Annotated in this window: 18 protein-coding genes and 1 tRNA gene; 3 read left to right on the forward strand and 16 right to left on the reverse strand. The window is 52.7% G+C overall.

All coding sequences use genetic code 11. From position 1 onward, the window contains the following. Positions 1-78: 78 nt before the first annotated feature. The 3 genes from OQ371_RS20940 to OQ371_RS20950 all read right to left on the reverse strand — a co-directional run bounded on the left by OQ371_RS20940 (position 79) and on the right by OQ371_RS20950 (position 6,008). The gene (locus tag OQ371_RS20940; RefSeq protein WP_265990287.1) at positions 79-1,176 is read right to left on the reverse strand and encodes an HU domain-containing protein; all 1,098 of its coding nucleotides are present in this window, start codon (positions 1,174-1,176) and stop codon (positions 79-81) included. Positions 1,177-1,197: 21 nt separating this feature from the next. Then, positions 1,198-2,901, reverse strand: a complete 1,704-nt coding sequence (locus tag OQ371_RS20945; protein WP_265990288.1) for a TonB-dependent receptor — start codon at positions 2,899-2,901, stop codon at positions 1,198-1,200. A 71-nt stretch (positions 2,902-2,972) separates the two neighbouring features. Next, entirely contained in the window at positions 2,973-6,008 is a 3,036-nt protein-coding gene (locus OQ371_RS20950; protein WP_265990289.1) for a tetratricopeptide repeat protein, read from the reverse strand. Between the two features lie 235 nt (positions 6,009-6,243). Here OQ371_RS20950 and OQ371_RS20955 point away from each other — a divergent pair, with 235 nt between their 5' ends. After that, positions 6,244-7,968 carry a M61 family metallopeptidase gene (locus OQ371_RS20955; RefSeq protein ID WP_310586588.1) on the forward strand — a complete coding sequence of 575 codons (1,725 nt, stop codon included), beginning with the start codon at positions 6,244-6,246 and terminating at the stop codon, positions 7,966-7,968. Here the strand turns inward: OQ371_RS20955 and OQ371_RS20960 are convergent. Next, positions 7,965-8,213, reverse strand: a complete 249-nt coding sequence (locus tag OQ371_RS20960; RefSeq protein ID WP_265990291.1) for a hypothetical protein — start codon at positions 8,211-8,213, stop codon at positions 7,965-7,967. The genes OQ371_RS20955 and OQ371_RS20960 overlap by 4 nt on opposite strands. Positions 8,214-8,268: 55 nt before the next feature. On the opposite strand from OQ371_RS20960, the gene OQ371_RS20965 reads away from it, so the two are divergent. After that, positions 8,269-9,315: a tetratricopeptide repeat protein gene (locus OQ371_RS20965; protein ID WP_265990292.1), complete on the forward strand. Its 1,047-nt coding sequence runs from the start codon at positions 8,269-8,271 to the stop codon at positions 9,313-9,315. 2 nt (positions 9,316-9,317) lie between these two features. Here the strand turns inward: OQ371_RS20965 and menD are convergent, their stop codons facing one another. The 6 genes from menD to OQ371_RS20995 all read right to left on the reverse strand — a co-directional run bounded on the left by menD (position 9,318) and on the right by OQ371_RS20995 (position 16,816). Further along, the gene (gene menD, locus OQ371_RS20970; RefSeq protein ID WP_265990293.1) at positions 9,318-11,057 is read right to left on the reverse strand and encodes a 2-succinyl-5-enolpyruvyl-6-hydroxy-3-cyclohexene-1-carboxylic-acid synthase; all 1,740 of its coding nucleotides are present in this window, start codon (positions 11,055-11,057) and stop codon (positions 9,318-9,320) included. A gap of 115 nt (positions 11,058-11,172) precedes the next feature. Next, the gene (locus tag OQ371_RS20975) at positions 11,173-12,036 is read right to left on the reverse strand and encodes a sigma-70 family RNA polymerase sigma factor (RefSeq protein WP_038118528.1); all 864 of its coding nucleotides are present in this window, start codon (positions 12,034-12,036) and stop codon (positions 11,173-11,175) included. Positions 12,037-12,154: 118 nt separating this feature from the next. After that, a complete protein-coding gene (pnp, locus tag OQ371_RS20980; protein ID WP_265990294.1) occupies positions 12,155-14,296 on the reverse strand; it encodes a polyribonucleotide nucleotidyltransferase in 2,142 nt (713 codons plus the stop codon). Positions 14,297-14,494: 198 nt separating this feature from the next. Beyond that, complete coding sequence (gene rpsO, locus OQ371_RS20985) at positions 14,495-14,770, reverse strand: 30S ribosomal protein S15 (RefSeq protein WP_111628213.1); 276 nt, start codon at positions 14,768-14,770, stop codon at positions 14,495-14,497. A 90-nt stretch (positions 14,771-14,860) separates the two neighbouring features. Continuing rightward, a complete protein-coding gene (locus OQ371_RS20990; RefSeq protein WP_265990295.1) occupies positions 14,861-16,417 on the reverse strand; it encodes an LptF/LptG family permease in 1,557 nt (518 codons plus the stop codon). Positions 16,418-16,423: 6 nt separating this feature from the next. Continuing rightward, positions 16,424-16,816, reverse strand: a complete 393-nt coding sequence (locus tag OQ371_RS20995; RefSeq protein ID WP_265990296.1) for an START-like domain-containing protein — start codon at positions 16,814-16,816, stop codon at positions 16,424-16,426. A 113-nt stretch (positions 16,817-16,929) separates the two neighbouring features. Here OQ371_RS20995 and OQ371_RS21000 point away from each other — a divergent pair. Beyond that, positions 16,930-17,006 (forward strand) — tRNA-Met (locus OQ371_RS21000). Positions 17,007-17,084: 78 nt separating this feature from the next. Here the strand turns inward: OQ371_RS21000 and holA are convergent. The 6 genes from holA to OQ371_RS21030 all read right to left on the reverse strand — a co-directional run bounded on the left by holA (position 17,085) and on the right by OQ371_RS21030 (position 21,939). Beyond that, positions 17,085-18,104 carry a DNA polymerase III subunit delta gene (gene holA / locus OQ371_RS21005; protein ID WP_265990297.1) on the reverse strand — a complete coding sequence of 340 codons (1,020 nt, stop codon included), beginning with the start codon at positions 18,102-18,104 and terminating at the stop codon, positions 17,085-17,087. Between the two features lie 46 nt (positions 18,105-18,150). Then, on the reverse strand, positions 18,151-18,753 hold the full coding sequence (locus OQ371_RS21010) for an acyl carrier protein phosphodiesterase (RefSeq protein ID WP_265990298.1): 603 nt from the start codon (positions 18,751-18,753) through the stop codon (positions 18,151-18,153). An 8-nt stretch (positions 18,754-18,761) separates the two neighbouring features. Continuing rightward, entirely contained in the window at positions 18,762-19,262 is a 501-nt protein-coding gene (locus OQ371_RS21015) for a deoxycytidylate deaminase (protein WP_265990299.1), read from the reverse strand. 62 nt (positions 19,263-19,324) lie between these two features. Then, positions 19,325-20,668 carry an ABC1 kinase family protein gene (locus tag OQ371_RS21020; protein WP_265990300.1) on the reverse strand — a complete coding sequence of 448 codons (1,344 nt, stop codon included), beginning with the start codon at positions 20,666-20,668 and terminating at the stop codon, positions 19,325-19,327. 79 nt (positions 20,669-20,747) lie between these two features. Further along, the gene (locus OQ371_RS21025) at positions 20,748-21,416 is read right to left on the reverse strand and encodes a TetR/AcrR family transcriptional regulator (protein ID WP_265990301.1); all 669 of its coding nucleotides are present in this window, start codon (positions 21,414-21,416) and stop codon (positions 20,748-20,750) included. Between the two features lie 31 nt (positions 21,417-21,447). Further along, positions 21,448-21,939 (reverse strand): YajQ family cyclic di-GMP-binding protein, encoded by a 492-nt coding sequence (locus tag OQ371_RS21030; RefSeq protein WP_265990302.1) that lies wholly within the window; start codon positions 21,937-21,939, stop codon positions 21,448-21,450. Positions 21,940-21,977 lie beyond the last annotated feature (38 nt).

Below are 21,977 nucleotides of genomic sequence, written 5' to 3' on the forward strand. Positions count from 1 at the left end.
GAATAGTTCGGTTCACCAACGCAAAAAGGCAGCTACTGGCTGCCTTTTCACTATCATTTGCCTTTCCAAAAAGGCGACTTATTCCACTTTATGAACCCAGGCGCGTGCCCCCGAGACTTTGCTCACCTGATCAATGGCCTGCAGAATCTCGTTTTTGTCCGGCGAACCCAGCGCAGCCACTTTGACGAGTTCCTTTGCTTTGCGGGGCGGCAGGATATAGGCGGTTTCGAAACCACGGCGGTGCAACTGGCGCACCAGCTTCCGGGCATTGCCCCGGCTGGCGAAGCTGCCCGCAATTGCCAGGTAATAAACCGGCGACTTTTTCGGCTCTACCAGAACCGAGGTCGATACCGGTACAATGGGTGCCGTATGCTTTTCAACCAACGATGCTGTGACGGCTTCAGCCACCGGAAGCGTCGGTTCAGCCACCGGCTCGGCGGAAGGTGTTTCCGCCAACGGGATTATATCGGTTTTTACTGCTTGGGGCTTGATCTCCTCCTGCTTATCGCCCCGGAATAGTTCGAACGGGTTCAAACTACTAACCAGCTGCGAGGAAGATTGATTCACGGTGACGATGCCCAGCGTACAGACCAGAAGCACCGCAGCCGCCCAGGCCAGATACTGGCGACGGCTATGGGTACCGGGCAGTTCAACAACGCCATCGGCGGGCACTTCTTCGGCTTCCACGGCAATCGGCGCTTCTTTCGGCATTGGAATAACCGCAACCGGTGTCACCGCTTCCTGCTCCGCCGGGCTGTTTACCAACCGGGCCGCGACGGGTTGAAAACCGTACGATTCTCCCTGGAAGTTGTGCCGGATTTCGGGATCAAACTGGAGCTTACCTTCCTCATTTTCCGAGAATAAACCCAGCCCTTCTATCGCAAAGATTTGCTGCTGCCGGACCTGCTGCTTCAACTGGTCTACAAAGTGGCGGATAACCGGAACCACCTCATCGCGGCTGCAGCCTTCGTGCAACATCATGTAGTTGATCAGCAAACCATCGTCCAGCCGTAGCGCTTCGTTGAAGGCAATCTTTTTGCGGGGCGGCATGTATAATCCGGTATTCTCCACATACATAGCCGGAATATAGTGCAAAATGAAGCCCCCCAGTTCCGGAACAACGATGCAATCGTACTGAAAAAGCAGTTTTTTGATATAATCCGAGACAGGTACCATGGACATTTCGGTTATGCAGTGTCAGAAGCTGTACGACAATCCTCCGAGAAAGTTAAGTCCTTGTTGCGGATAATACAAATAGCGCTGATAATTACGGCCTATAATGTTATTCAACGAAACAAAAGCTGAAACCTGTTTGCCTAAAAAATAGTCAATTTTCAGGTTCACATCCCAGATCGGTTGCAGGGTGACTATCTGATTGGTAACGAAATTTTTTCCCTGCATTCCCTGATAATGGTACAAATCAGCCGTGATGAATAATTTTTTGTTCACAATAAACGAGTTCGACCACGACCCCGACAGGGTCGGCCGGTGCCAGGCGGCTTCCATCCGACTCAGGGTGTAATCGTAAAAATCAGCCCGCAGGGTCGAGCGGAAAACTTCTTTGTAGGTGTAGCCAATCTGTCCCGTTACGGTCAGCACATGGGTGCGGTTGCCATCGTACACCACAAAGAATCTGGAAGTGTCCGGCCAGGTGTTGTTAAACCCGTAGAAGTTGCGATACCGGGCGTACGAAACTTTGCCCTCGTAGGAAATGCCGCTGCCCAATTCTCCTTTGCTCCCGGCGTACAAATCCCAGGTCTTCTCGGTATTGGCCAGCGTCACCTGCGGAGCCAGCCAGCGGTTTTCACTCAGAAATGTCCGCAAAGTGTTCCGGTTGATGTCGCCGTCGACGCCCGCAAAAAAGTGAATATTCCCAGTTGGAACCACATCCAGGTCAACAACCGGAAAAGCGCGCGTGCGGTTGACATTCAAGCGCTTATCGGTTTCGCTAACAGCGTTAACCCCGAATGTTGCCGTCAGAAACGAATTAGAATATTTAAAGGTTGGCTTCACCCGGAACAAATTCCGGTTGTCCACCGGTCCATCAGACCGCTGCGTGATGTAAGCGTCAGCCGCCAGCAGGGCCACGAAGTTATCCGAAATGCCCACGGAAGCTTTCAGGTTGGTGCCCCAGTCCAATTCGGTAGCCTCGTAGTTATCGGCCAGATTCGTGACGCCGGTTTTCAGTGAATAGTCAATGTTTTTATCGGGGTCCACGTTTTCAATCCCAATGCGGAACTGGGTCGTCGTCAGTTTCTGGCGAATGGTTTGCCGATCAATCTCCTGCGGACGGCGGTAGCCGTAGAAGTAAAACGCTTCGCGGTCGTAACCCAAATTAGCCGAAAGCTTGAAGGCGTCGGTCTGGTAGTTACCGTTCAGCTTAATCCGGTTTTCGCTCGTGGCCGAGTTCTTGCCATCCACCGGGCCGATCGACGACGACAGGTGTTTAAACGACCCGTCAACCGAAACGTTGTCCAGCACCTGCCCGCTGCCGAAGGCTTCCCCATAAAACGAACCATAATTACCCGCCCCGGCCTTCACGTAGTTGTTGAACAGGTTCTGCTGCTCGGCCTGGGCAGCCGGCAGCGGTAAGGCCGTCGGCGACAGTTTCGGGTCACCCACCGACAGAGGCCGGTCGTTGAATTCGTACGTCAGCTTGCGCTGGCCGGTCGACGGTTTGATGGACGGTATTTTATTGAAAAGCCGGTTGGCCGGGGGCATTTCAATTTTCCGATTCTTCTCAATGGTAATTTCCTGGTTATCGATCTCGCCTTCGCGCACGGGCGGGGCCGTCGGACGCTGGGGTTGTTGGGCCCACGCGTTTACCGTGCCAAGCAACAGACTCCCCGTGACTACAGTAATCAAGGCGAGGTGATCGATGGAGGGTTTTGATAAGAACATGCAGTTATTCGGGTTGAACCGGTGCGATTCGAATAAAAGTTAGTTGAACAAGATGATAAACCAATCCGTGATTAGTTCTTGTTGTCAATAGCCGCCAGCTTTTGTTTGGCTTCGTTGACGATCTCCTGATTTTCCGCGTTTTCGATAATGGAATTCAGAACGGCCTTCGCCTGAGCAATTTCGTTCTGGGCCACGTTGTTGTCGGCCACCAGGATGAATCCTTTGCCTTTCCAGTATTCGTGGTCGGCAAAATCGGAGTTAAACCTCAGCAGCACGTCAATGGATTCCTTGTACTTCTTGGTCCGGTATAAAATTTCCGCAATCCAGTAGTTGGCCTCTGCGCCTTGTTCGTCTTTCGCCAGGGCAATCGTTTTTTCGAACTCCGTCGTTGCCTGCTTGTAATCGCCTTTCGCGTAGGCCACTTTACCCAGCGCCAGCTGCGCCCGGTTTTGCGCCCCCGGCACCACGTTACCCATCGACAGCGCTTCCCGCGCCAGCACCTGGGTCGAATCGTAGTTGCCCGTCGCGTAATACGTATCCATCAAACCCAGCACCGCCTGCGACTGCTCGTTCTTGCTTTTCGACTGCGCCAACACCGTACGGTAGTTCCGAACCGCGCGCGGGTAGTTTTTCTGCTGCCGTTCAATATCGGCCGCCCGGGAAGCCGCCCGCGTCACAAACTCGGACTTGTTATCGCCAATTACGGTATAGTAGTACTTGAGCGCGTTGGTCAGGTCGTTGGTGCGGTAATAGGAATCGGCCAGGTAAAACCGGGCTTCGTGGATCAGCGGGCTGCTCGGATTATCATCGATAAACTGCTGCAGCGTCGTGATAGCCTGTTGATATTTCTCGTTGAAATATAGCCCTTTGGCATTCTCGAACTCAACCTTTTGTAGATCCGTACTGCCGGGGTTGTTTTTCTTGTACGACGAAAGCGTACTGCTAAACTCATCGGCCCGGCCCGCATCGCTCAGGGCGTTTTGCAAACCCAGCAGGGCACCCGAAGCCGACGGGCTACCGCCGTACTGGTCCAAAATCCGCCGGTAATCCTGGATGGCGGGTTCGTATACCTGCAGGTTGGTGCTGGCCGTGGCCCGCTTGAGCAGAGCCGCCGGAATGAGGTAGCTTTTAGGTTTGTCGTTAATCAACCGGCTGAAGCCGCGAATCGAAGCCTGGTAGGCACCCTTCTCGAAATCGACGTTGGCCATCTGGAACAGGGCGTCATCGGCATACCGGGAGTTCGGAAACTGGCTCAGCACTTTTTCAAACTGCGCTTTGGCTTCCGTATCCCGCTCCATGAACGCCAGAATCATTCCCTTCTGGTAAGCCGCGTAATCGCGGTCGATGCGGCCCTGGGCAATGGCGTTATCGTAATACCGCATGGCCTCGTTGTAATTCTTGGTTGCAAAGTAGCTATCCGCCACCCGAACCGTCGCATCTTCCAGCGCCTGCTTATCCGACGTTCCGGATTTGGCGATAAAATCCCGGAAGTAGGTGATGGCCTGCGCGTAATTTTTCTTGTTGTAAGCCGCGTACCCCAGCGCATAGAGGCTTTTACCCTGCAATTCGGCGTTCGCGGCTCCGTTGCGGGTTACCTGCTGGTAAAGCGGAATCGCGTCGTCGTAATTGCGCTGGGCCGAGAAGGTTTCGGCTTTCCAGAAAAGTGCGCTGTTTTTGAGGTCAGCGTCGACGGGGTATTTCAGGGATTTGTCGAAATTGGCCAGCGCCTGCTCATACCGTTCGGCGTTAAAATCGTTTACCGCCTGGTTATACGTGATCCGCTGGTAAGACGCATTGATGCGCGGAGTCCGCCGTCGGAGTCCCTCAATGTAGGCAATGGCCGCGCCGTAATTATTGGAAGAGAAATACGCTTCGCTGAGCAGCTCGTTTGATTCGTTTTCAAATTTGCTGTCCGGGTAGCGTTTCAGAAAATCGGTGAACTCCTTGACGGCATCGCCCCCGTTGTTCAGGTCGAGCTGGAGTTTGGCGTGGTTAAACGCCGATTCTTCCTGAATCGCTTTGTTGAAGGCCAGCCGGGCCGACTGATCGAATGCGTTCAGGGCGAAATTTGCGTTCCCGGTTTGCAGGTAGCTAATGCCCATCCGGTACGCCGAATACTGCGCCAGGGTATCTTTTCCGGCGGCCACATTTTTGAGGGTTGCAATCGCCCCCTGGTAATCCCCGGTTTTGAACAGGGCATCTCCGTAGCGGAACTGAACGGCGGGCGGAACACTACGGCCTTTGGTGTTGCTGTACTGCTTATAATACGGGATTGCCTTGGCGTAATCACCTTTTTTATAGAATACCTCCGCCGTAAACAGCGCGACTTCCGTCAGTTGCGCGGCATTTCCCCGATTGCGTTGCAGCAGGGGTTGCGCGTACGCCAGCAGATCATCGTACCGACCCGCCTTGTACATCGACTGCACAATCCAGTTCGGCACCTCGTTCTGGTACGTCGGGTTTTTCTCAATCCGGCGGAAGTCGCCGATGGCTTCCTGGTAGTTGCCCTGCCGGAAATTAATGACTCCGGCGTAATACGAAGCCGCCGGAGCCTGCTCCAGCCCCGGGTCCTGCTTGATCTGGTTCAGCAGGGGGAGCGCCTGCCGCAAATCCTGCTTGGAGTAATAGGCCATCGCCAGCAGGTATTTGCTCTCGGCCTGTCCGTACGCGTTCTGGTTGTTGCGGATGGCTTTTTCCAGAAACGTGATGGCGCGGTCGTAGTCGCCCTTGTCGAAATAATACCGGCCCAGATCACCGTACAACAGCCCGGCTTTGGGGTGTTCGCGGTGGTTCTTCACAAACCGGTCCACCTGCACCTCCGCTTCCGGAATATCCAGGTAGAGTCCCGTCAGGGCGATGTAGTATTCGGCCGATACGGCGTTTTGGTCACTGATGTTGGTGATGGGCTTTTTGCGCTCCAGGTATTGCATGAATTCCTGACGGGCAGCCGCATAATTATTTTTCTCAAACCACTCCAGTCCATTGCGGTACAGGGCATCGGGTTCGGTATAACTAAGGGTTCTTTGGGCTGATACCGGGATTGATAACACCGAGCAGGTTACTAAAACCGATAATTGGAATGCCTTTCCAAACGGGTTCGGACGCATACGTTGGGGTTAAACAGATTTTATTTATCGTGGTTTCGTTAATACTTTTGGAAGTCGTAAGAACGGGTTTCCACCATCTGAAAACGAAAGTACACGCATTTTCCGTATGAAAAAAAATCATTGGCTTTTCTTTTTGCTCTGTTTTCCCTTCTGGGGGCTTGGGGCAAATACCACACTTCAATCAACTGAAATTTCTGCCGTCGTAGCTTCTCCGTCCATTACGTATATACTATCCATGCCCGAACCGCAAACCCATTATTTTGTGGTGGAAATGCGGATATCGGGCGCAGCCGCCGGGGCCAAAACCTCATCAAACGGCTATCTGGACGTTAAAATGCCGGTCTGGACGCCGGGCTCGTATTTGATTCGGGAGTACGCCAGGAACGTGGAAGGATTCCGGGCTACGGCGGGCAGCCAACCCGTGCGCTCCGAGAAGATTCGGAAAAATACCTGGCGGGTTTATTCGACCGCCGACCAGCTCTCTATTTATTATAAGGTATACGCGTACGAACTGAGCGTACGGACCAGCTTCATCGACGCTTCCCACGGCTACCTGAACGGCGCCAGCGTTTTTATGTACTTGGATCACCTCCGCAGCCAGCCCCACCGGCTGGTGATTCAGCCCTACAAAGACTGGAAAAAGATTGCGACCGGTCTGCCCGCCGTGCCGGACCAGTCGAATACCTATGAAGCCGCCGATTACGACGTGCTGGTGGACAGCCCCGTTGAAATTGGCAACCACCACACATTTTCGTTTACGGCCGCGGGCGTGCCGCATACCGTGGCGATGTACGGCGATAACGTATACGACGACGCCAAGCTGGCCGACGACATGAAACGGGTTTGCGAGGAAACGTACCGTGTCATTGGCGAGCACCCCTGCCAGGATTATACCTTTATCATTCACCAGACGCCCACGGGCGGGGGCGGTCTCGAACACGCCAACTCCACCACGCTGCAGGTAACCCGCAACGCGTTTCTGAACGGAAAACTCTACCAGGATTTTCTGAGTCTGGTGGCCCACGAGTATTTTCATCTCTGGAACGTCAAACGGATCCGGCCCAAAGCCCTCGGTCCGTTCGATTACGAAAACGAAAATTATACGCACCTGCTGTGGGTGGCCGAAGGCATCACCAGCTTCTACCAGACCGCCATTTTACAACGCAGCGGTTTGATGACGTCCGACGCCTACCTGCGCTCGTTTACGGGCGAGATTACCGGAATTGAGAATTTGCCCGGCAACCGGGTTCAGTCCGTCGCCGAATCAAGCCTGGACGCCTGGATTAAGTATTACCGTCCCAACGAAAACTCGGTCAACAGCACGGTTTCCTACTACAGCAAGGGCAGCGTTCTGGGTGGGCTGCTCAACCTGGCGATCCTGACCAGCACCAACGGACAGAAAAAACTCGACGATGTGCTGCGCCTATTATATATTACGTATTATAAAAAGGAAAAACGCGGCTTTACGGACGACGAATTTCAGGCCGCCGTTGAGAAAATAGCGGGCAAAAAAATGGATGATTTTTTCCAGAAGTACGTATTCGGTACCGAAAAAATCGACTACAACGGTTTTCTTAACCCGGTGGGCCTGCAATTGGTCGACGCCAGTGCCAGCAAACAGGATGCGTATCTGGGCGCAATGACCCGGTTTGCTGATGGAAGACTGACGGTTACCTCCGTCCGGCGGGACTCACCGGCCTGGACTAGCGGTCTCAACGTTAACGACGAGCTTATTTCCATCGACAACCTGCGGGTTAGCAACGACCTCGACCGGATGCTGGACAATTATCACCCGGGGCAAACCATTTCCGTGCTGGTTAGCCGCAGCGGGCAGACCAAAACCTTGTCCATGCAGCTCATCGGCAACCCGCTGGCCGCGTACCGGATTCAACCCGTTGCCAGCCCCACGCCGGAGCAGATGAGTCTGTATAAAAAATGGCTCCTGGTGGCGGGGAATTAATCAAACTCATGCCGCTCAAGGGTATTCATAAAATCTTCGTGCATCTGGGCGAACCGCTCGTTCACCCGTTGCAGGAAGGTTTCATCCACCAGCCGGGTTACCTCGTCTACGGAACTAACGTCCATTTCACTGATCTTATAGGTTTGTTCGTACATTCCTGCTTCAATTTTAATCAGGTATTTGTTATTCCAGGCGTACAGGCCAACTCGGAACGACGGATGCGGAATTTCTTTTATATAGCGCATTTTGTTACCATTTAACAGTGTTAGGTTGCATTTTAGTTGCCATTCTCTTAATTCGATGAACCGATCTACCTTTCAACAACTACTGTCTTTTTTCGTCCTGATGGCTTACGGCGGGTATTTCCTGGGCTGCTCAAACTCGGATAACAGCGAGGCAGTCGTGTTTTTTCAACGGGCAAATTTAGCGTTCAAATCCGGTGAACACCGGCAGGCCATCAAGTTTTACAACGAAGCCATCGAAAAAAATCCGGACTTCGCCGATGCCTACAACAACCGGGGGCTGGCCAAATACCGGCTCGGCAATGCCGAAGAAGCGCTGGCGGATTACGACCAGGCCATCGAAAAAGACGCCGAATTCTGGCAGGCTTACTTCAACCGGGCCGAAGTCCGGGCCGACCTGAACGACCTGAAAGGCAGTGCCGACGATTTGAAGAAAATTCAGACGGTTTACCGGGATTCGTCCTATTATTACGTCCGGTTGGGCAATCTCCAGATCAAGCAGGATGCCCAGTCGGCGGCCCAGGCTTCCTACGAGAAAGCCCTGGCGCTGGATCCGAAAAACGCCGAAGCCCTGACCAACCGGGGCGTCCTGTATTTTAATCAGAAGCAGTACGATCTGGCCAGGGCCGATTTTCAGCAGGCTACCCAACTAAATCCCAAGCAGCACTTCGCTTTCAACAACCTGGGAATCATTCTGGCTCGGGAAAAAAAATACGCCGAAGCCCTGGAACTGACGGACCGGGCTTTGGCGCTACAGCCGACCCAGCCGTATTACCTGAATAACAAAGGCTACCTCCTGCTCCAGTTGAATCGGCCGGAAGAAGCGCTCCGACTCATTGAGCAGTCCCTGAAGCTGGACGATCAAAACGGCTGGGCCCACCGCAATCTGGGGTTGTACTACCTAACCCAAAAGCAGAGTAATCAGGCGGTTATAGCTTTGAAGGAAGCCGAGCGGCTTGACCCGTCCATCGAAAACGTGTACGCTTATCTGGGCGGGGCCTACCAGCAATCCGGTGATTTAGCCCTGGCGTGTCAGGCCTGGAAACGCGGGGCCAACGCTGGTGACCCGCTGGCCCAAGAAGAATTAGCGCGTAATTGCCGGTAACCTTACGGGTTTAGCTCCTTGACTAATCGTTTGTAGCGGTCAAATTCTTCGGCGTTCGTGCGTCGATCGGTTTCGATTTCCAGTAACCTGGGCCGTTCACCGGGGGCAAAAAAATCCGGCAAAACGGCTTTCAATTCGGCGTACGAGGTTACTTTTTGGTAAACCATCCCTGCATCTTTGGCGGTATTTTCCGCCGACAGCGGCTGGCTGGTTTCAAAATACGCATCGAGCTCCGGCTGCCGGGAAGGCCCGTCGATAATCCGGAAGATATTTCCGCCGTGGTTGTTGAGTACAATCACGCGCAGGTTCTTTGGTACCAGATTGTTCCAGAGCGCGTTCCGGTCGTAGAAAAAAGCCACATCCCCAATCAGGGCCGTAACGGTTTTCGAGGTTGTTAAAGCCGCGCCCACCGCCGTGCTCAAACACCCGTCGATGCCGCTGGTACCGCGGTTGGCAAACACTTCAACCAGCTGATTTTCATCCAGTCCTGACAAATTGACGTACCGCACGGGCATGCTGTTGGCGACGTGAAGCTGGCTATCGGTCGGTAGCTGATCCAGCAGCCGCTGAACAACGGCCCACTCGTGAAAGACCGTCTCGTCTCGCAGAAACTGGCTCACCATTCGCGTCGCCTGGCGGTCCAGTGTCTGCCAAGTTTGCTGGTACCCATCATCCGAATCCGCTTCGTCGTCGTTACTCACAAACCGTTGATAATCAACATCCGAAAATAGTTTTTCGAAGAAAGCCGTCGGGTCATGCGGAATCAATCGGGTCAGCGACTGGAACGGATCGGCCAGACGGGTGTGCGGCTGAACCTGCCAATGCTGCCGGGGAGGGTGGCTGCGCAGGAAAAGCTTGAACTGCTTGGAGATAAACGACTGGCCGCAGGTTATCAACAGGTCGGGCCGGAGGTCTTCCCGGATTTGCTCATCCGACAGGTTCAGAAACACGTCGAGCTGGGTAATGAATTCACCGTTGCGCGGCAGGTTGGAAATCACATCACCCACGATGGGGGTCCGCCATTCTTCACTCATTTTTTTCAGAACCGCCAGCAGGGCCGGATCGTGCGGCCCCTGACCGATTGCAATCAGTTTTCGTTCCGCCGAATCCCAGTCGTCCTGCAACCGATGCCAGGTTTCGGGCGGGAGCGCCGGCATCGCCGGCAGTTGCTCAATCACCCGGACCGGACCAAACGCAAACGTTTCGTCGGCCGACGGATACAGTGGCTCGCGCAGGGGCAGGTTGATGTGAACGGGGCCCCGCGGTTCGGTGCGCGCCAGATCAACGGCTTCGTTGGCAATCCGTTCGGCAAACCAGCGGGCGTCGGGGTGCACAAAGTCGGCGGGCCATTCAAAGGACTGCTTGACGTGCTTACCGAAAATTTCGGTTTGGTAAATGGTCTGCCCGTCCAGTTGGTGCGTCCATTCCTTCGGGCGATCGGCGGTCAGGACCAGCAATGGGATTTCCTGAAAGTAGGCTTCGGCCACGGCGGGTGCCAGGTTGTACACCGCACTACCCGACGTGCAGACAACAACAACCGGTTTCCGGATTTGCTGGGCGATACCAAGCGCGATAAAACCGGCGGACCGCTCATCGGCCACCACCCGCGTTGTCACCTGCGGGTGACGCGCCAGGGCCAGGGTTAGGGGGGCGCTGCGCGAACCGGGTGAAATAACGGCCTGTCGGATTTCCTTCCGAACACACAATTCGACTAAATCAAGTAGATGCTGATGAATGGCCACGACGGTCTACCGGTTAATAAACACGAAGGTCGTCCGAAAAACCGTGGTAGCAGATGGACACTGCATTCCCGGTATTTTTCGGACGACCCCGGCATGTACTCTAACTAATACGTTACTACCCTAGATAAGTTTTCAGCGCTTTGGAACGAGACGTGTGGCGCAGCCGGCGAATGGCTTTCTCCTTAATTTGCCGGACCCGCTCGCGCGTCAAGTTAAATTTTTCACCAATTTCTTCCAGCGTCATGGCGTGTTCGCCATTGAGACCGAAATACAGGGTGATCACATCGGCTTCCCGTTGGGTCAGCGTCGACAGCGCCCTTTGCACTTCTTTCCGCAGCGAATCATTGATCAGGCCCGAATCGGGCTTATCTTCTCCGTCGTTTTCCAGTACATCGAGCAGGCTATTTTCTTCCCCCTGCACAAACGGCGCATCCATTGAAACGTGCCGACCCGAAATTTTCAGGGTATCCACTACCTCGGCGGCCGAAATCTCGAGCACCGCGGCCAGCTCTTCCGGCGACGGCTCCCGTTCGAATTTTTGCTCCAGGTCGGAGAACGTTTTTGAAATCTTGTTCAGCGAACCTACCCGGTTGAGCGGCAGACGAACAATCCGTGACTGCTCGGCCAGGGCCTGCAGAATCGACTGGCGAATCCACCAAACGGCGTAGGAAATAAATTTAAAACCCCGGGTTTCGTCAAACCGTTGGGCGGCTTTAATCAACCCCAGGTTTCCCTCGTTGATCAAATCGCCCAGCGACAAACCCTGGTTCTGGTATTGTTTTGCCACGGAGACGACAAACCGCAGGTTGGCTTTGGTCAGACGCTCGAGCGACAACTGATCGCCCTCGCGAATTTTCTGCGCCAACTGCACTTCCTCGTCCGGCGTAAGCAGGTCCACTTTACCAATCTCCTGCAAATACTTGTCAAGAGATTGGCTCTCGCGGTTGGTAATCTGTTTGGATATTTTTAGCTGTCTCATGTACGGAATACTGCCTTCCGGCGGTCCGGTTTTATTACTACTTCATCAGGCTGAAAGCCGTCCCAAGTCCAATTAGTAACGAAATCGTAATCTGATCTTATACATTAAAAGTAACAAATCAGGCTGGATTTTTGTTCACTGGCTTGGGAAGCAAAACTTTACGCGAAAGACGGTATTTTCCGGTCTTTTTGTCGATGTCGATCAGCTTAACCCGGACTTCTTCGCCGACTTCCAGAACGCCTTCCATGGTTTCCAAACGATCCCACTTAATCTCGGAAATGTGCAACAAACCATCCTTGCCCGGCAGGAACTCGACGAATGCCCCAAACGGCATGATGGTTTTAACTTTTCCGTCGTAAATCTCACCGACTTCCGGAACGGTCGCAATGCCTTTAATCCGGGAGACAGCTTTGTCCATGCTGGTTTGATTCGTCGCAAAGATATTGACGTAACCGGCATTGTCTTTTTCTTCGATAACGATGGTGGCGCCGGATTCTTTCTGAATTTCCTGAACCACTTTACCGCCCGGCCCGATAACGGCACCAATGAATTCGCGGTCGATTTTGATCGTAACCGCGCGGGGCGCGTGGGGTTTGAGATCCGGACGGGGAGCCGACAGCGTTTTGTTCATTTCGCCCAAAATGTGCAAACGGCCCGCCCGGGCCTGTTGCAGGGCTTCGGTCAACACATCGTACGACAAACCGTCCACCTTAATGTCCATCTGGCAGGCGGTAATTCCGGCCTCGGTTCCCGTTACTTTAAAGTCCATATCGCCCAGGTGATCTTCATCGCCCAGGATGTCGGACAGAACGGCGTATTTTCCGGCATTGTCGGTAATCAAACCCATGGCAATTCCGGCGACGGGTGCTTTGATTTTGACCCCGGCATCCATCAGCGCCAGCGTTCCGGCGCAAACGGTTGCCATCGACGACGAGCCGTTGGATTCCAGAATATCGGAAACCACCCGAATGGTGTACGGATTATCAGCGTCCGGCGGCATCACTTTTTTCAGGGCGCGGTGGGCCAAATTTCCGTGACCGATTTCCCGGCGACCCGCCCCCCGGTTTGGTTTGACTTCACCCGTTGAAAAACCGGGGAAATTGTAATGCAGCAAAAACTTGGCAAAACCCTGGTGCATTGCCTGATCCACAATCTGCTCGTCCATTTTCGTACCGAGCGTTACGGTGGTCAGCGATTGCGTTTCACCGCGGGTAAAAACGGCCGAACCGTGGGCCGAAGGCAGGTAATCGACCTCCGACGTGATTGTGCGGATTTCGTCCAGCTGACGGCCGTCGAGCCGGACCCGCTCGTCGAGTACCAGCCGGCGCGAAGCTTCCCACTGCACATCGTGGAAATAGGTTTTTGCCAGCGCCAGTTTCGCCGAATCTTCTTCCCCATTCGGGAACAGAATCGTTTTAAATTCTTCGAAAACCGCTTTAAACGACTCGCTGCGAACTTTCTTGTTTTTGTTGGCCAGCCGGGCCACCGCGTATACTTTGTCGTACGTTTGCTGGTGGACAAACTGACGCAGTTCTTCGTCGTGGGTTTCGTGGCTGTACACCCGCTTCTGCTGTTTGCCAACGGCGGCTTCCAGTTCTTTCTGCGCAGCGCACTGCACTTTAATCACTTCATGAGCCGCTTTCAGAGCTTCAACCACTTCTTCTTCCGAACATTCATTCATCTGGCCTTCCACCATACAAATGTCCTTCTCGGTAGCCGCTACGATCAAATCCAGCGTCGCCCGCTCCAGATCGGACGTGGTGGGGTTGATGCGGTATTCCCCGTCGACTTTTGCCACCCGTACTTCCGAAATCGGACCGTTGAACGGAATATCGGAAACGGCAAGCGCCGACGAAGCCGCCAGAGCCGCCAGGGCATCAGGCTGAACTTCCGGATCCGCCGAAATCAGGGTGATCATTACCTGGGTATCCGCATGGTAGTCGTCCGGAAAAATCGGGCGCAGCGCCCGGTCAACCAGCCGGCTAATTAATATCTCGTGATCGCCCAACCGACCCTCCCGGCGCTGAAAGCTGCCCGGAATGCGCCCGGCTGACGCAAATTTTTCCTGATAGTCAACCGAAAGTGGCAGAAAATCTGTGCCTTCTTTCGCTTCTTTGCTCGATACCACCGTTGCCAGCAACATGGTATCGCCCAGCCGAACGACTACGGCACCATCGGCCTGGCGGGCCAGCTTGCCCGTTTCGATGGTGATCGTACGTCCGTCAGGGAGGTTAATGGAGTGTGTGATGATTTGTGACATAATGAGAGAATAATACGCACAATAGCCGCTTTTTGAACTGATTGCTTCTCCTCAAAGACCGCAATAATTTTGACTACTCGCCGACCGCTCGTTCGGACCATCCGAACGGAAAGAACTCAATAAACGAAATCTACTCAACCAGGTAAACATGAAATCAGGGAACCTGTTTGAAAGATTCCCTGACCGACACTGAAGGTTTTACTTCCGAAGCCCTAGTTCAGCAATAATGGCCCGGTAACGAGTTATGTCTTTCTTTATCAGATAGTCCAGCAACCGCCGGCGCTTACCGACTAGTTTGAGCAGGCCCAGCCGGGTGCCATAATCGTGTTTGTGAGTTTTCAGGTGCTCTGTCAGGTGGTTAATCCGGAATGTAAACAGAGCGATCTGAGATTCAGCCGACCCAGAGTCTTCCGTGGTTCTTTTGAACCCCTGAGCAGCAAAGATTTCTTGCTTTTTTTCGGTATTTAAATACATCGTCAGACAGCTAAAATTTAACAAAAAATTGAATGAAATGCAAAATTACACTTTTTTTCTGTATGGTTGGAAAATCAACCGCAGTTTTTTTCAGGCCATCTTGGCCTGAATCCGCCCCGTCCGCCAGTCCACATACCGTTTTTTCATCCGGCCCCACCAGATGATGTATACATCCTTATCAAATAAGCGCGAATCGTTACGGGCCTGTTTCATGAGGTACAACCCGATCGGCAGCAGAATAACGTTGGCCATCCAGGCCCCGGCGGGCACCCAGATTAAGCCGTCTTTGGCGTATTTATCGCCCGTCAGGGTCAGCACGTACAGCAGGATAAAGAACAGAATCGACACCAGCACCGGAACCCCGAAACCGCCTTTTTTGATGATGGCCCCCAGCGGAGCCCCGATCAGAAACATAATAAAGCAGGAAATGGCCTGCGTAAATTTATGGTGGCTTTCCAGTTCGTAGCGGTTGACGGTTTTGGCCTTTTCTTTTAAATAGGTCTGGTTCGACTCCGCGTACGAGAGCATGTTGCGGGCCTGCGAAAGGGCCATGTCCTGAATTTCCCCCTGGTACCGGGCATCTACGGGCCGGGCCAGCAACGAATCGATCCACTTGCCCGCCCGTACTGCGGTCGGAGTTGCCGGAGCTGTTACCGCTGCGGTCCCAGACGACGGAACTGACGCGGTGCCGGACGTTACGGCAGATACAACGGGTTGCTTAAACTGGTAGCTGTAGTATTGCCGGGAGGTATTGGCCGTATTGGCCAGGCTCGTCTTGAGTTCTTGCTTCAACGAATCGGTCAGCGTGGCCAGTTCGCTCAGGTTTTTCATGTATTCGTGGTACTCAAACTGCTGCTCATCCGTCCGTTTTAACCCAAACGACTCCAGACTGATTCGCAGTTTGTAATGTTCAAAGCCGTTCCGCATAAACTTGCCCAGCGAATTTTGCGAACCGTTGCTGGCGTACGAAACGTTCGACGAATTATCGGTGTACTCGGTGTAATCGTTGCCGTTGTAAAGCTCAAAAATCAGGTATTGCTTGTCGGAGGTAGTAAACATCCGGCCCGAATCAGCCAGAATGATTTCCCGGTTACCGGTTTCCAGCCCGTTTTCCTGGTGCTTGTAAATGACCAGCCCGCGCAGCGTTTCGCCGTCTTTCTTGTCGGCTTTGATGCTGTAGCCCGGCAGGTCGTTGTAAAAAATACCTTCCTTAATACTTAAGGTGGCTTTGGACGATTTGATATCCCACAATAAACTGTAGCCTTTCAGGTTGGCCCAGGGAGCAACTTTATTGTTGAACCAGAAAGAAAAGATGGCTATGCCCGTGGCAACAATCAGCAGCGGGCGCATGGCCCGGGTCAGGGAAATTCCCGCGCTTTTCAGGGCGGTCAGCTCGAAAAATTCTCCGAGGTTTCCGTAGGTCATCAGCGAAGACAGCAGGATGGCCAGCGGCAGCGCAATTGGAATGGTGATCAGGCTGAAATAAAAAATAATCTTCCCAAAAACCGCAAATTCAACGTCTTTTGATACAAACTGATCAATGTAAAACATCATCAGGCGCATCAGGAATATAAACACAACTACACAAAGCGTCAATACAAAGGGGCCCCAGAACGACTTCAGTACGAGCTTGTCAATTTTTTTCATCGGCAATCAACTTCCCACGATTTCTTTCAACTTTTCAATTAAACTGTTCCAAAGCGATTTAAGTTCGTCGGCATCGGTATTGGACGAATAATCGATGATCCGCAAAAAAGTCGATTGGGTGAGTTCGCTGACATCCACGCGGAAATCGATGTAGTTATGCTCGTCGGCCGTTCCGGTTCCATTTAAAAACTCGAAACGGACGCTTTTATTCTGCCGGATGGAAACCTGCCGGGCGAGGTGACTTTCGTTATCCCAGAAAAAATCGTACTGCTGATCCGGACGGACGTTGACCTTGTTGGCAAACCATTGAGAAAGCCCGGAAGCGGTGCTGATATAGGGAAAAAGGACTTTCGGAGAGGCCCGAAGTTCGTATTCCGCAACAAATTTATATTTTTCCATATCAGTGAGTTTTAATGGGTAACGGGGCAAAGTTAGCAGAATTTTAACACGGTGCTTAAAAAGGTGATTTGGAGTCAAAGTTTTTTTTCTTACTTTTGTGGCACGAAAAATCTGGCGGGGTAGCTCAGTTGGTTAGAGCACAGGATTCATAACCCTGAGGCCACGAGTTCAAATCTCGTCCCCGCTACCAGATAAAAAAACCGCCCGGTAAAGGCGGTTTTTTGTTTTATATCCTGACAATGACTCACTCCGTCTCAAAGGCCCCGGTCTAGTGAAGAATTTCGTACACGAGTTGTTTTAAGATGGCTCCCTCGTTTAGGGTCGGAGAATCGATGCCTTTGGAAAGCGCGTCGGCCCGGCGGATGGACTTGATGATACCGGCCACCTTCCACAACGGATACGCCCGGGCGGTTTGCAGGTAATCTTTGATAAAAAAGGTGTGAACGCCCAACAAAGCCGATAATCCCTTCTCCGACTGGTCGCGGGACGCCTGCACCATCAGGACTTTCGTAAAAAACTGGTAGAGAATGATCAGCATAGGCGGCAGCGGATTGTCCTTTGGATTGCGGCTGAAATAATCGGCGATCCGGTTGGCTTTCACCACATCCCGCAACGTGAGCGCTTTTTGAAGTTCAAACACATTGTACTCCTTGCTGATGCCCACCAGGCGCTCGACGGTATCGGCGCTGATTTCCTCACCGGCTTTGAGGTTGATCATAATTTTATCGATCTCCCCCGACAACCGCTTTAGGTCGTTGCCAATGTAGTCAAACAGCATCTGAATGGCTTTCAGGCTGATTTTAGCATTCTGGTTCCGGCAATATTCCCCGATCCAGTCGGGCACCTTGTTTTCGTAGAGCTTCTTGGAGTTCAGCAAAACTCCTTTCTGCCCGATGGATTTCGCCAGGGCCTTCCGCTCATCGAAGGCGCCGGAGTGGCACAACACCAGCACTGTCGACGATAAAGGGGTCTTACTATATTCCTCCAGCAGCGCCTGGTTGGCTTTTTCGCCCAACCCGCCCAATTGCTGGGCTTCCTTGACCAGTACCAACTGACGGTCTGCCATAAACGGATACCGCCGGGCCATATTAATCACCGCGCCCACCTGCGTATCCTTCCCAAAAACCACAAACTGATTAAAGCCCTTTTCGTGCTCGGGCACAACGGATTTTTCGATTTCTTCGGCAATCAGGTCAACAAAGTACGGTTCTTCACCGTGCAGCAAATACACCGGAGCGTAGTTTTTCTTTCGAATATCCTTCAGAATCTGATCAACAGCCGGAGTCATAACGATACCATCTATACGTCAATTCAATCAAAACAAAATACCTTAGTCAATTCCACTGGTTATCAGTCAGAAAATCACGGACGTGCTGCTGTAACGCGGGAAAAAAAAGACGGAAATACTGCTCAAAACTACGGTAATTGGCGTTTAAATCCTCAATCGCCGTATCGAGATTCGACTCGAAAACCGTCCGGCGCGCGATGCCTTTCAGGCTCCGGTCGATGCCTTCCCGAAACTGATAGCCCGTCAGCCAATCGTACTGAATCATGTAATCGCTCATGCGCCGGGCGCCGTCCGGCAACTGGTCCCGGTTGTAGCGGATGATCTGGTAGAAATTCCGGACAAAGGCGGGCAACGGCTGGCGGGCGATTTCAACAAACTGAACGGCCAGAAAATGGTCGAGAAAGACATCGATGGCCGCTCCGGCGTATTTGTGGCAACGGGGCCGCACCAGAACCCGCATCTCTTCCACCAGCGGATGCTGGTCGGTAAAGGTATCAATCTGCCGGTGCAGCCAGATGCCGCGCTGCACGGCCTCAGACAACCCGTGCCGGGGATGTGCGGGATTTCCCTTGATGAAATCGGCGATAAAATTACCAATAATCAGGCCCTCGTCGTCGCCAGCCAGGTACGCATGTGCTAGAATATTCATGGATTCGCCTACAAATGCGGGTCGCCCTGCGCAAACGCAGCTTCGAATCCTTCGCTTGGCTGGTATTGAACAGTTTCGACCCCAAATTTACGCAAAAACTCCACGCCCTCGTCGGTTGGGATTCCCTTGTAGCGGGCGTACGAATGCAGAAAAACCACCTTGGCGATTTTCATGCTGAAAATAATGCGGGCGCAGGCGATGCAGGGCGACAGCGTAACGTAGATCGTCGCTCCTTCGACTACCGCGCCGTTTTTGGCGGCATACAGAATGGCATTCTGCTCGGCGTGAAGCGCCAGGGAGCAGCTGCCTTTGGAATCACGCGGGCACCCCACGCCCGGAAACTCCTCGTCGCAGTTGTGGGTGCCGGACGGTGGTCCGTTGTAACCGATGGAAATAATCCGGGTGTCTTTCGTCAGTACCGCGCCCACCTGCGCCTTGATGCAATGCGACCGTCTGGAAAGATTAACGGCCAGTTCCATAAAAATATCGTCAAAACGCGGTTTACTCATCGAGCTAAGTGAAGCGGATACAACCTCAAAGGTACACGAAAATACCGCATCATCCGCCCTCCTTACCCCGCCTTTTGCATTTCCAACCGCAGCTTTTTCGAAACCAGCCAGTCCGGTTTGTTTGTCACTACCTTGGCTTTCAACTCATTCAGCATCGAATAAAGACCAAAATAGGTCCGGTTGATGTACAAACCATGCTGCGAGCCGCGGGCAACTTTCGAATTTTTCAACTCATCGACGTTGGCCAGATCCTCCGCAAAGGCATACACCGTATCGAAATAGGTGTTATCGCCAAAATCAAACGTCTGGGTGGCAAACGGCTTGCCGAGCAGAACAATCATTTTCTTGAACAGATCGGCAAAAAACGCCCTTTCTTTCGGCGAATCTTCGGCAACAATAAACTCCAGGTTCTGGAAAATCTCCATCGTGGCCCGGTTGTCATCAAGTGTATCGAAATTAATAAGCCGGAAGTAGTTGTCGTAGAAAAAGTCCGGAATCACCTTTACGCAGCCGAAGTCAATGACGCCCATCGTCCCGTCCGCACGCATCAGAAAATTGCCGGGATGCGGGTCGGCGTGAACCTGCCGCAGGTCGTGAATCTGGAAGTTGTAAAAGTCCCACAACGACTGTCCAATGCGGTCTCGGATCTCCTGCGACGGGTTGGTTTTCAGAAAGTCTTTCAGGTGAAAACCGTCCAGCCAATCCATCGTCAGAATGCGCTTGCTCGACAATTCCGGGTAATACGTCGGGAAAACCAGGTTGGGAATGGACGAACACCGCTCCGAAATATAAATCGAGCGGTTCAGCTCGAGTTCATAGTCGGTTTCTTCCAGCAGCTTCGACTCCACCTCGCCCATGTAGCGGTTGATGTCCTTTTCGTTCAGATTCAGCAACCGGATGGCCAGCGGTTTGGCAATTCGCAAATCGGAACTGACGCTGTCGGCCACGCCAGGGTACTGCACCTTCACGGCCAGCTTCTTGCCATCTTTCCAGGCCTGGTGGACCTGCCCGATGGAAGCCGCGTTAACGGCATTCATGTCGAACTGCTCGTAAATCTGCTGCGGAGTTTTGCCAAAATACGTACGGAACAGCTTGACTACCAGCGGTCCCGACAACGGCGGAGCCGAATACTGCGACATGGCAAACTGATCAATGTAAGCCCGGGGCAGTATGCTGCGGTCCATGCTCAGCATCTGCGCCATTTTCAGGGCGCTCCCTTTCAATTCGCTCAGCGCCTTGTAAATATCCGTCGCATTATCCTGGTGGAGTTCCTCCTTAGTTAATTCCGGGTCCAGCAGTTTTTTTCCGTAATGCTTCAGGTAATTTCCGCCCACCTTCACCCCTGCTTTGACAAACTGACTAGCCCGGGCCACTTTGCTGGTCGGAATATGGTTTTGCGTCTTCATCTATAAAGGATGAATGATGACTCAGAAACGTTGAAGGATGCGAACCGCAGCCGTTGACCGTTTCTGAGTCATCATTCCATTACCGGTTGTGATAAATAAATTTGGCCAGATCAAATAGTGAATCCAGCGGGGAGCGGCCGATCAGGTCGAATGCGGTGTTAACCGACTTTTCAATCGCCGTATCGGTCTTCTCAAAATTCTTGCTGACATCGTTGATCCAGAAACGGAGAATAAACAGGGTCTGCGTCCACAAGCCGTCGGCGTACCGGTCGGCCAGGTAAGGCCGTGGTTCCACTTCCTTGCTTTCCCGACCTTCGGCCAGTAAGTCACGAACGTAATCGTAAAAGGCTTCTTTGAACGGCTGCAACAGGCGGGGTGCTTGCCGGTTCATCCGAACTTTGGCCACGGGAGACATAGAAGCGGTTGCTTCACGCAGACGGTTGTAGCTAAAGACCGCAAAACTGCGCTGCGCTCTCAATGCCTCAATCCAGGTATAGTAAAAGGCCAGAAGCTTTTCGCGAACGGAATAGGTCTGGTAAACCGGATCCGCTTCGAGCGTGTCGAGCGCCTGCCTGAAAAAGCTCAGCCAGATGTCGGCTTCAATGGATTCGAAGGAAGTATACTCCTGGTAAAAATCTGCTTCAGAGACCTTTAACTTCTTGGCAAATTGAAAAACACTCGTCGGTGGGGCTCCGTTTTCCAGCACGAATTCGGCGTAGGCTTTCCGGATTTTTTCCTGTTTCTCCATACGTTGCAAACGTTGCGTTCAGTAAAAAAGTTTAGCTTTTCATGTTTACAAATTGCAGCGAAACATCCAGTTCGGACCGGCGGAGCATGGCAATAACGGCCTGGAGGTCATCAATTTTTTTGCTCGTTACCCGGACCTGGTCGTCCATGGCCTGAGCCGTTATCTTAGGGAAGCTGTCTTTGATCAGTTTGAGAATCTTGCGCTGCTGGTCTTTGTCGAGCCCCTGCCGAACTTTCAACTCGCGACGGAGCCGGTTTCCCGAAGGCTGGGGTTCGGCCGAAAAATCCAGGCTGCGTCCGTCAACGCCCTGCTTGACCATCCGGGCCAGCAAAATATCCTCCACCGACTTCAAGCTCATGTCGTTATCGGTTTCGATCCGTACGTTCAGGTCTTTTTTGTTCAGGTCAACGCTGGTTTTGCTGTTGCGCAAATCATAACGATTCGCAATTTCCTTGATGGCGACATTAATGGCGTTGTCCAGGGTTTGCATGTCCACTTTGCTGACTATATCGAAAGAAGCCATAGGTGCTGTCCGTTAAAATAGTAATGAATGGTGATTTT

The sequence above is a fragment of the Larkinella insperata genome, from assembly GCF_026248825.1.
GTDB classification, from domain to species: Bacteria; Bacteroidota; Bacteroidia; order Cytophagales; family Spirosomataceae; genus Larkinella; species Larkinella insperata.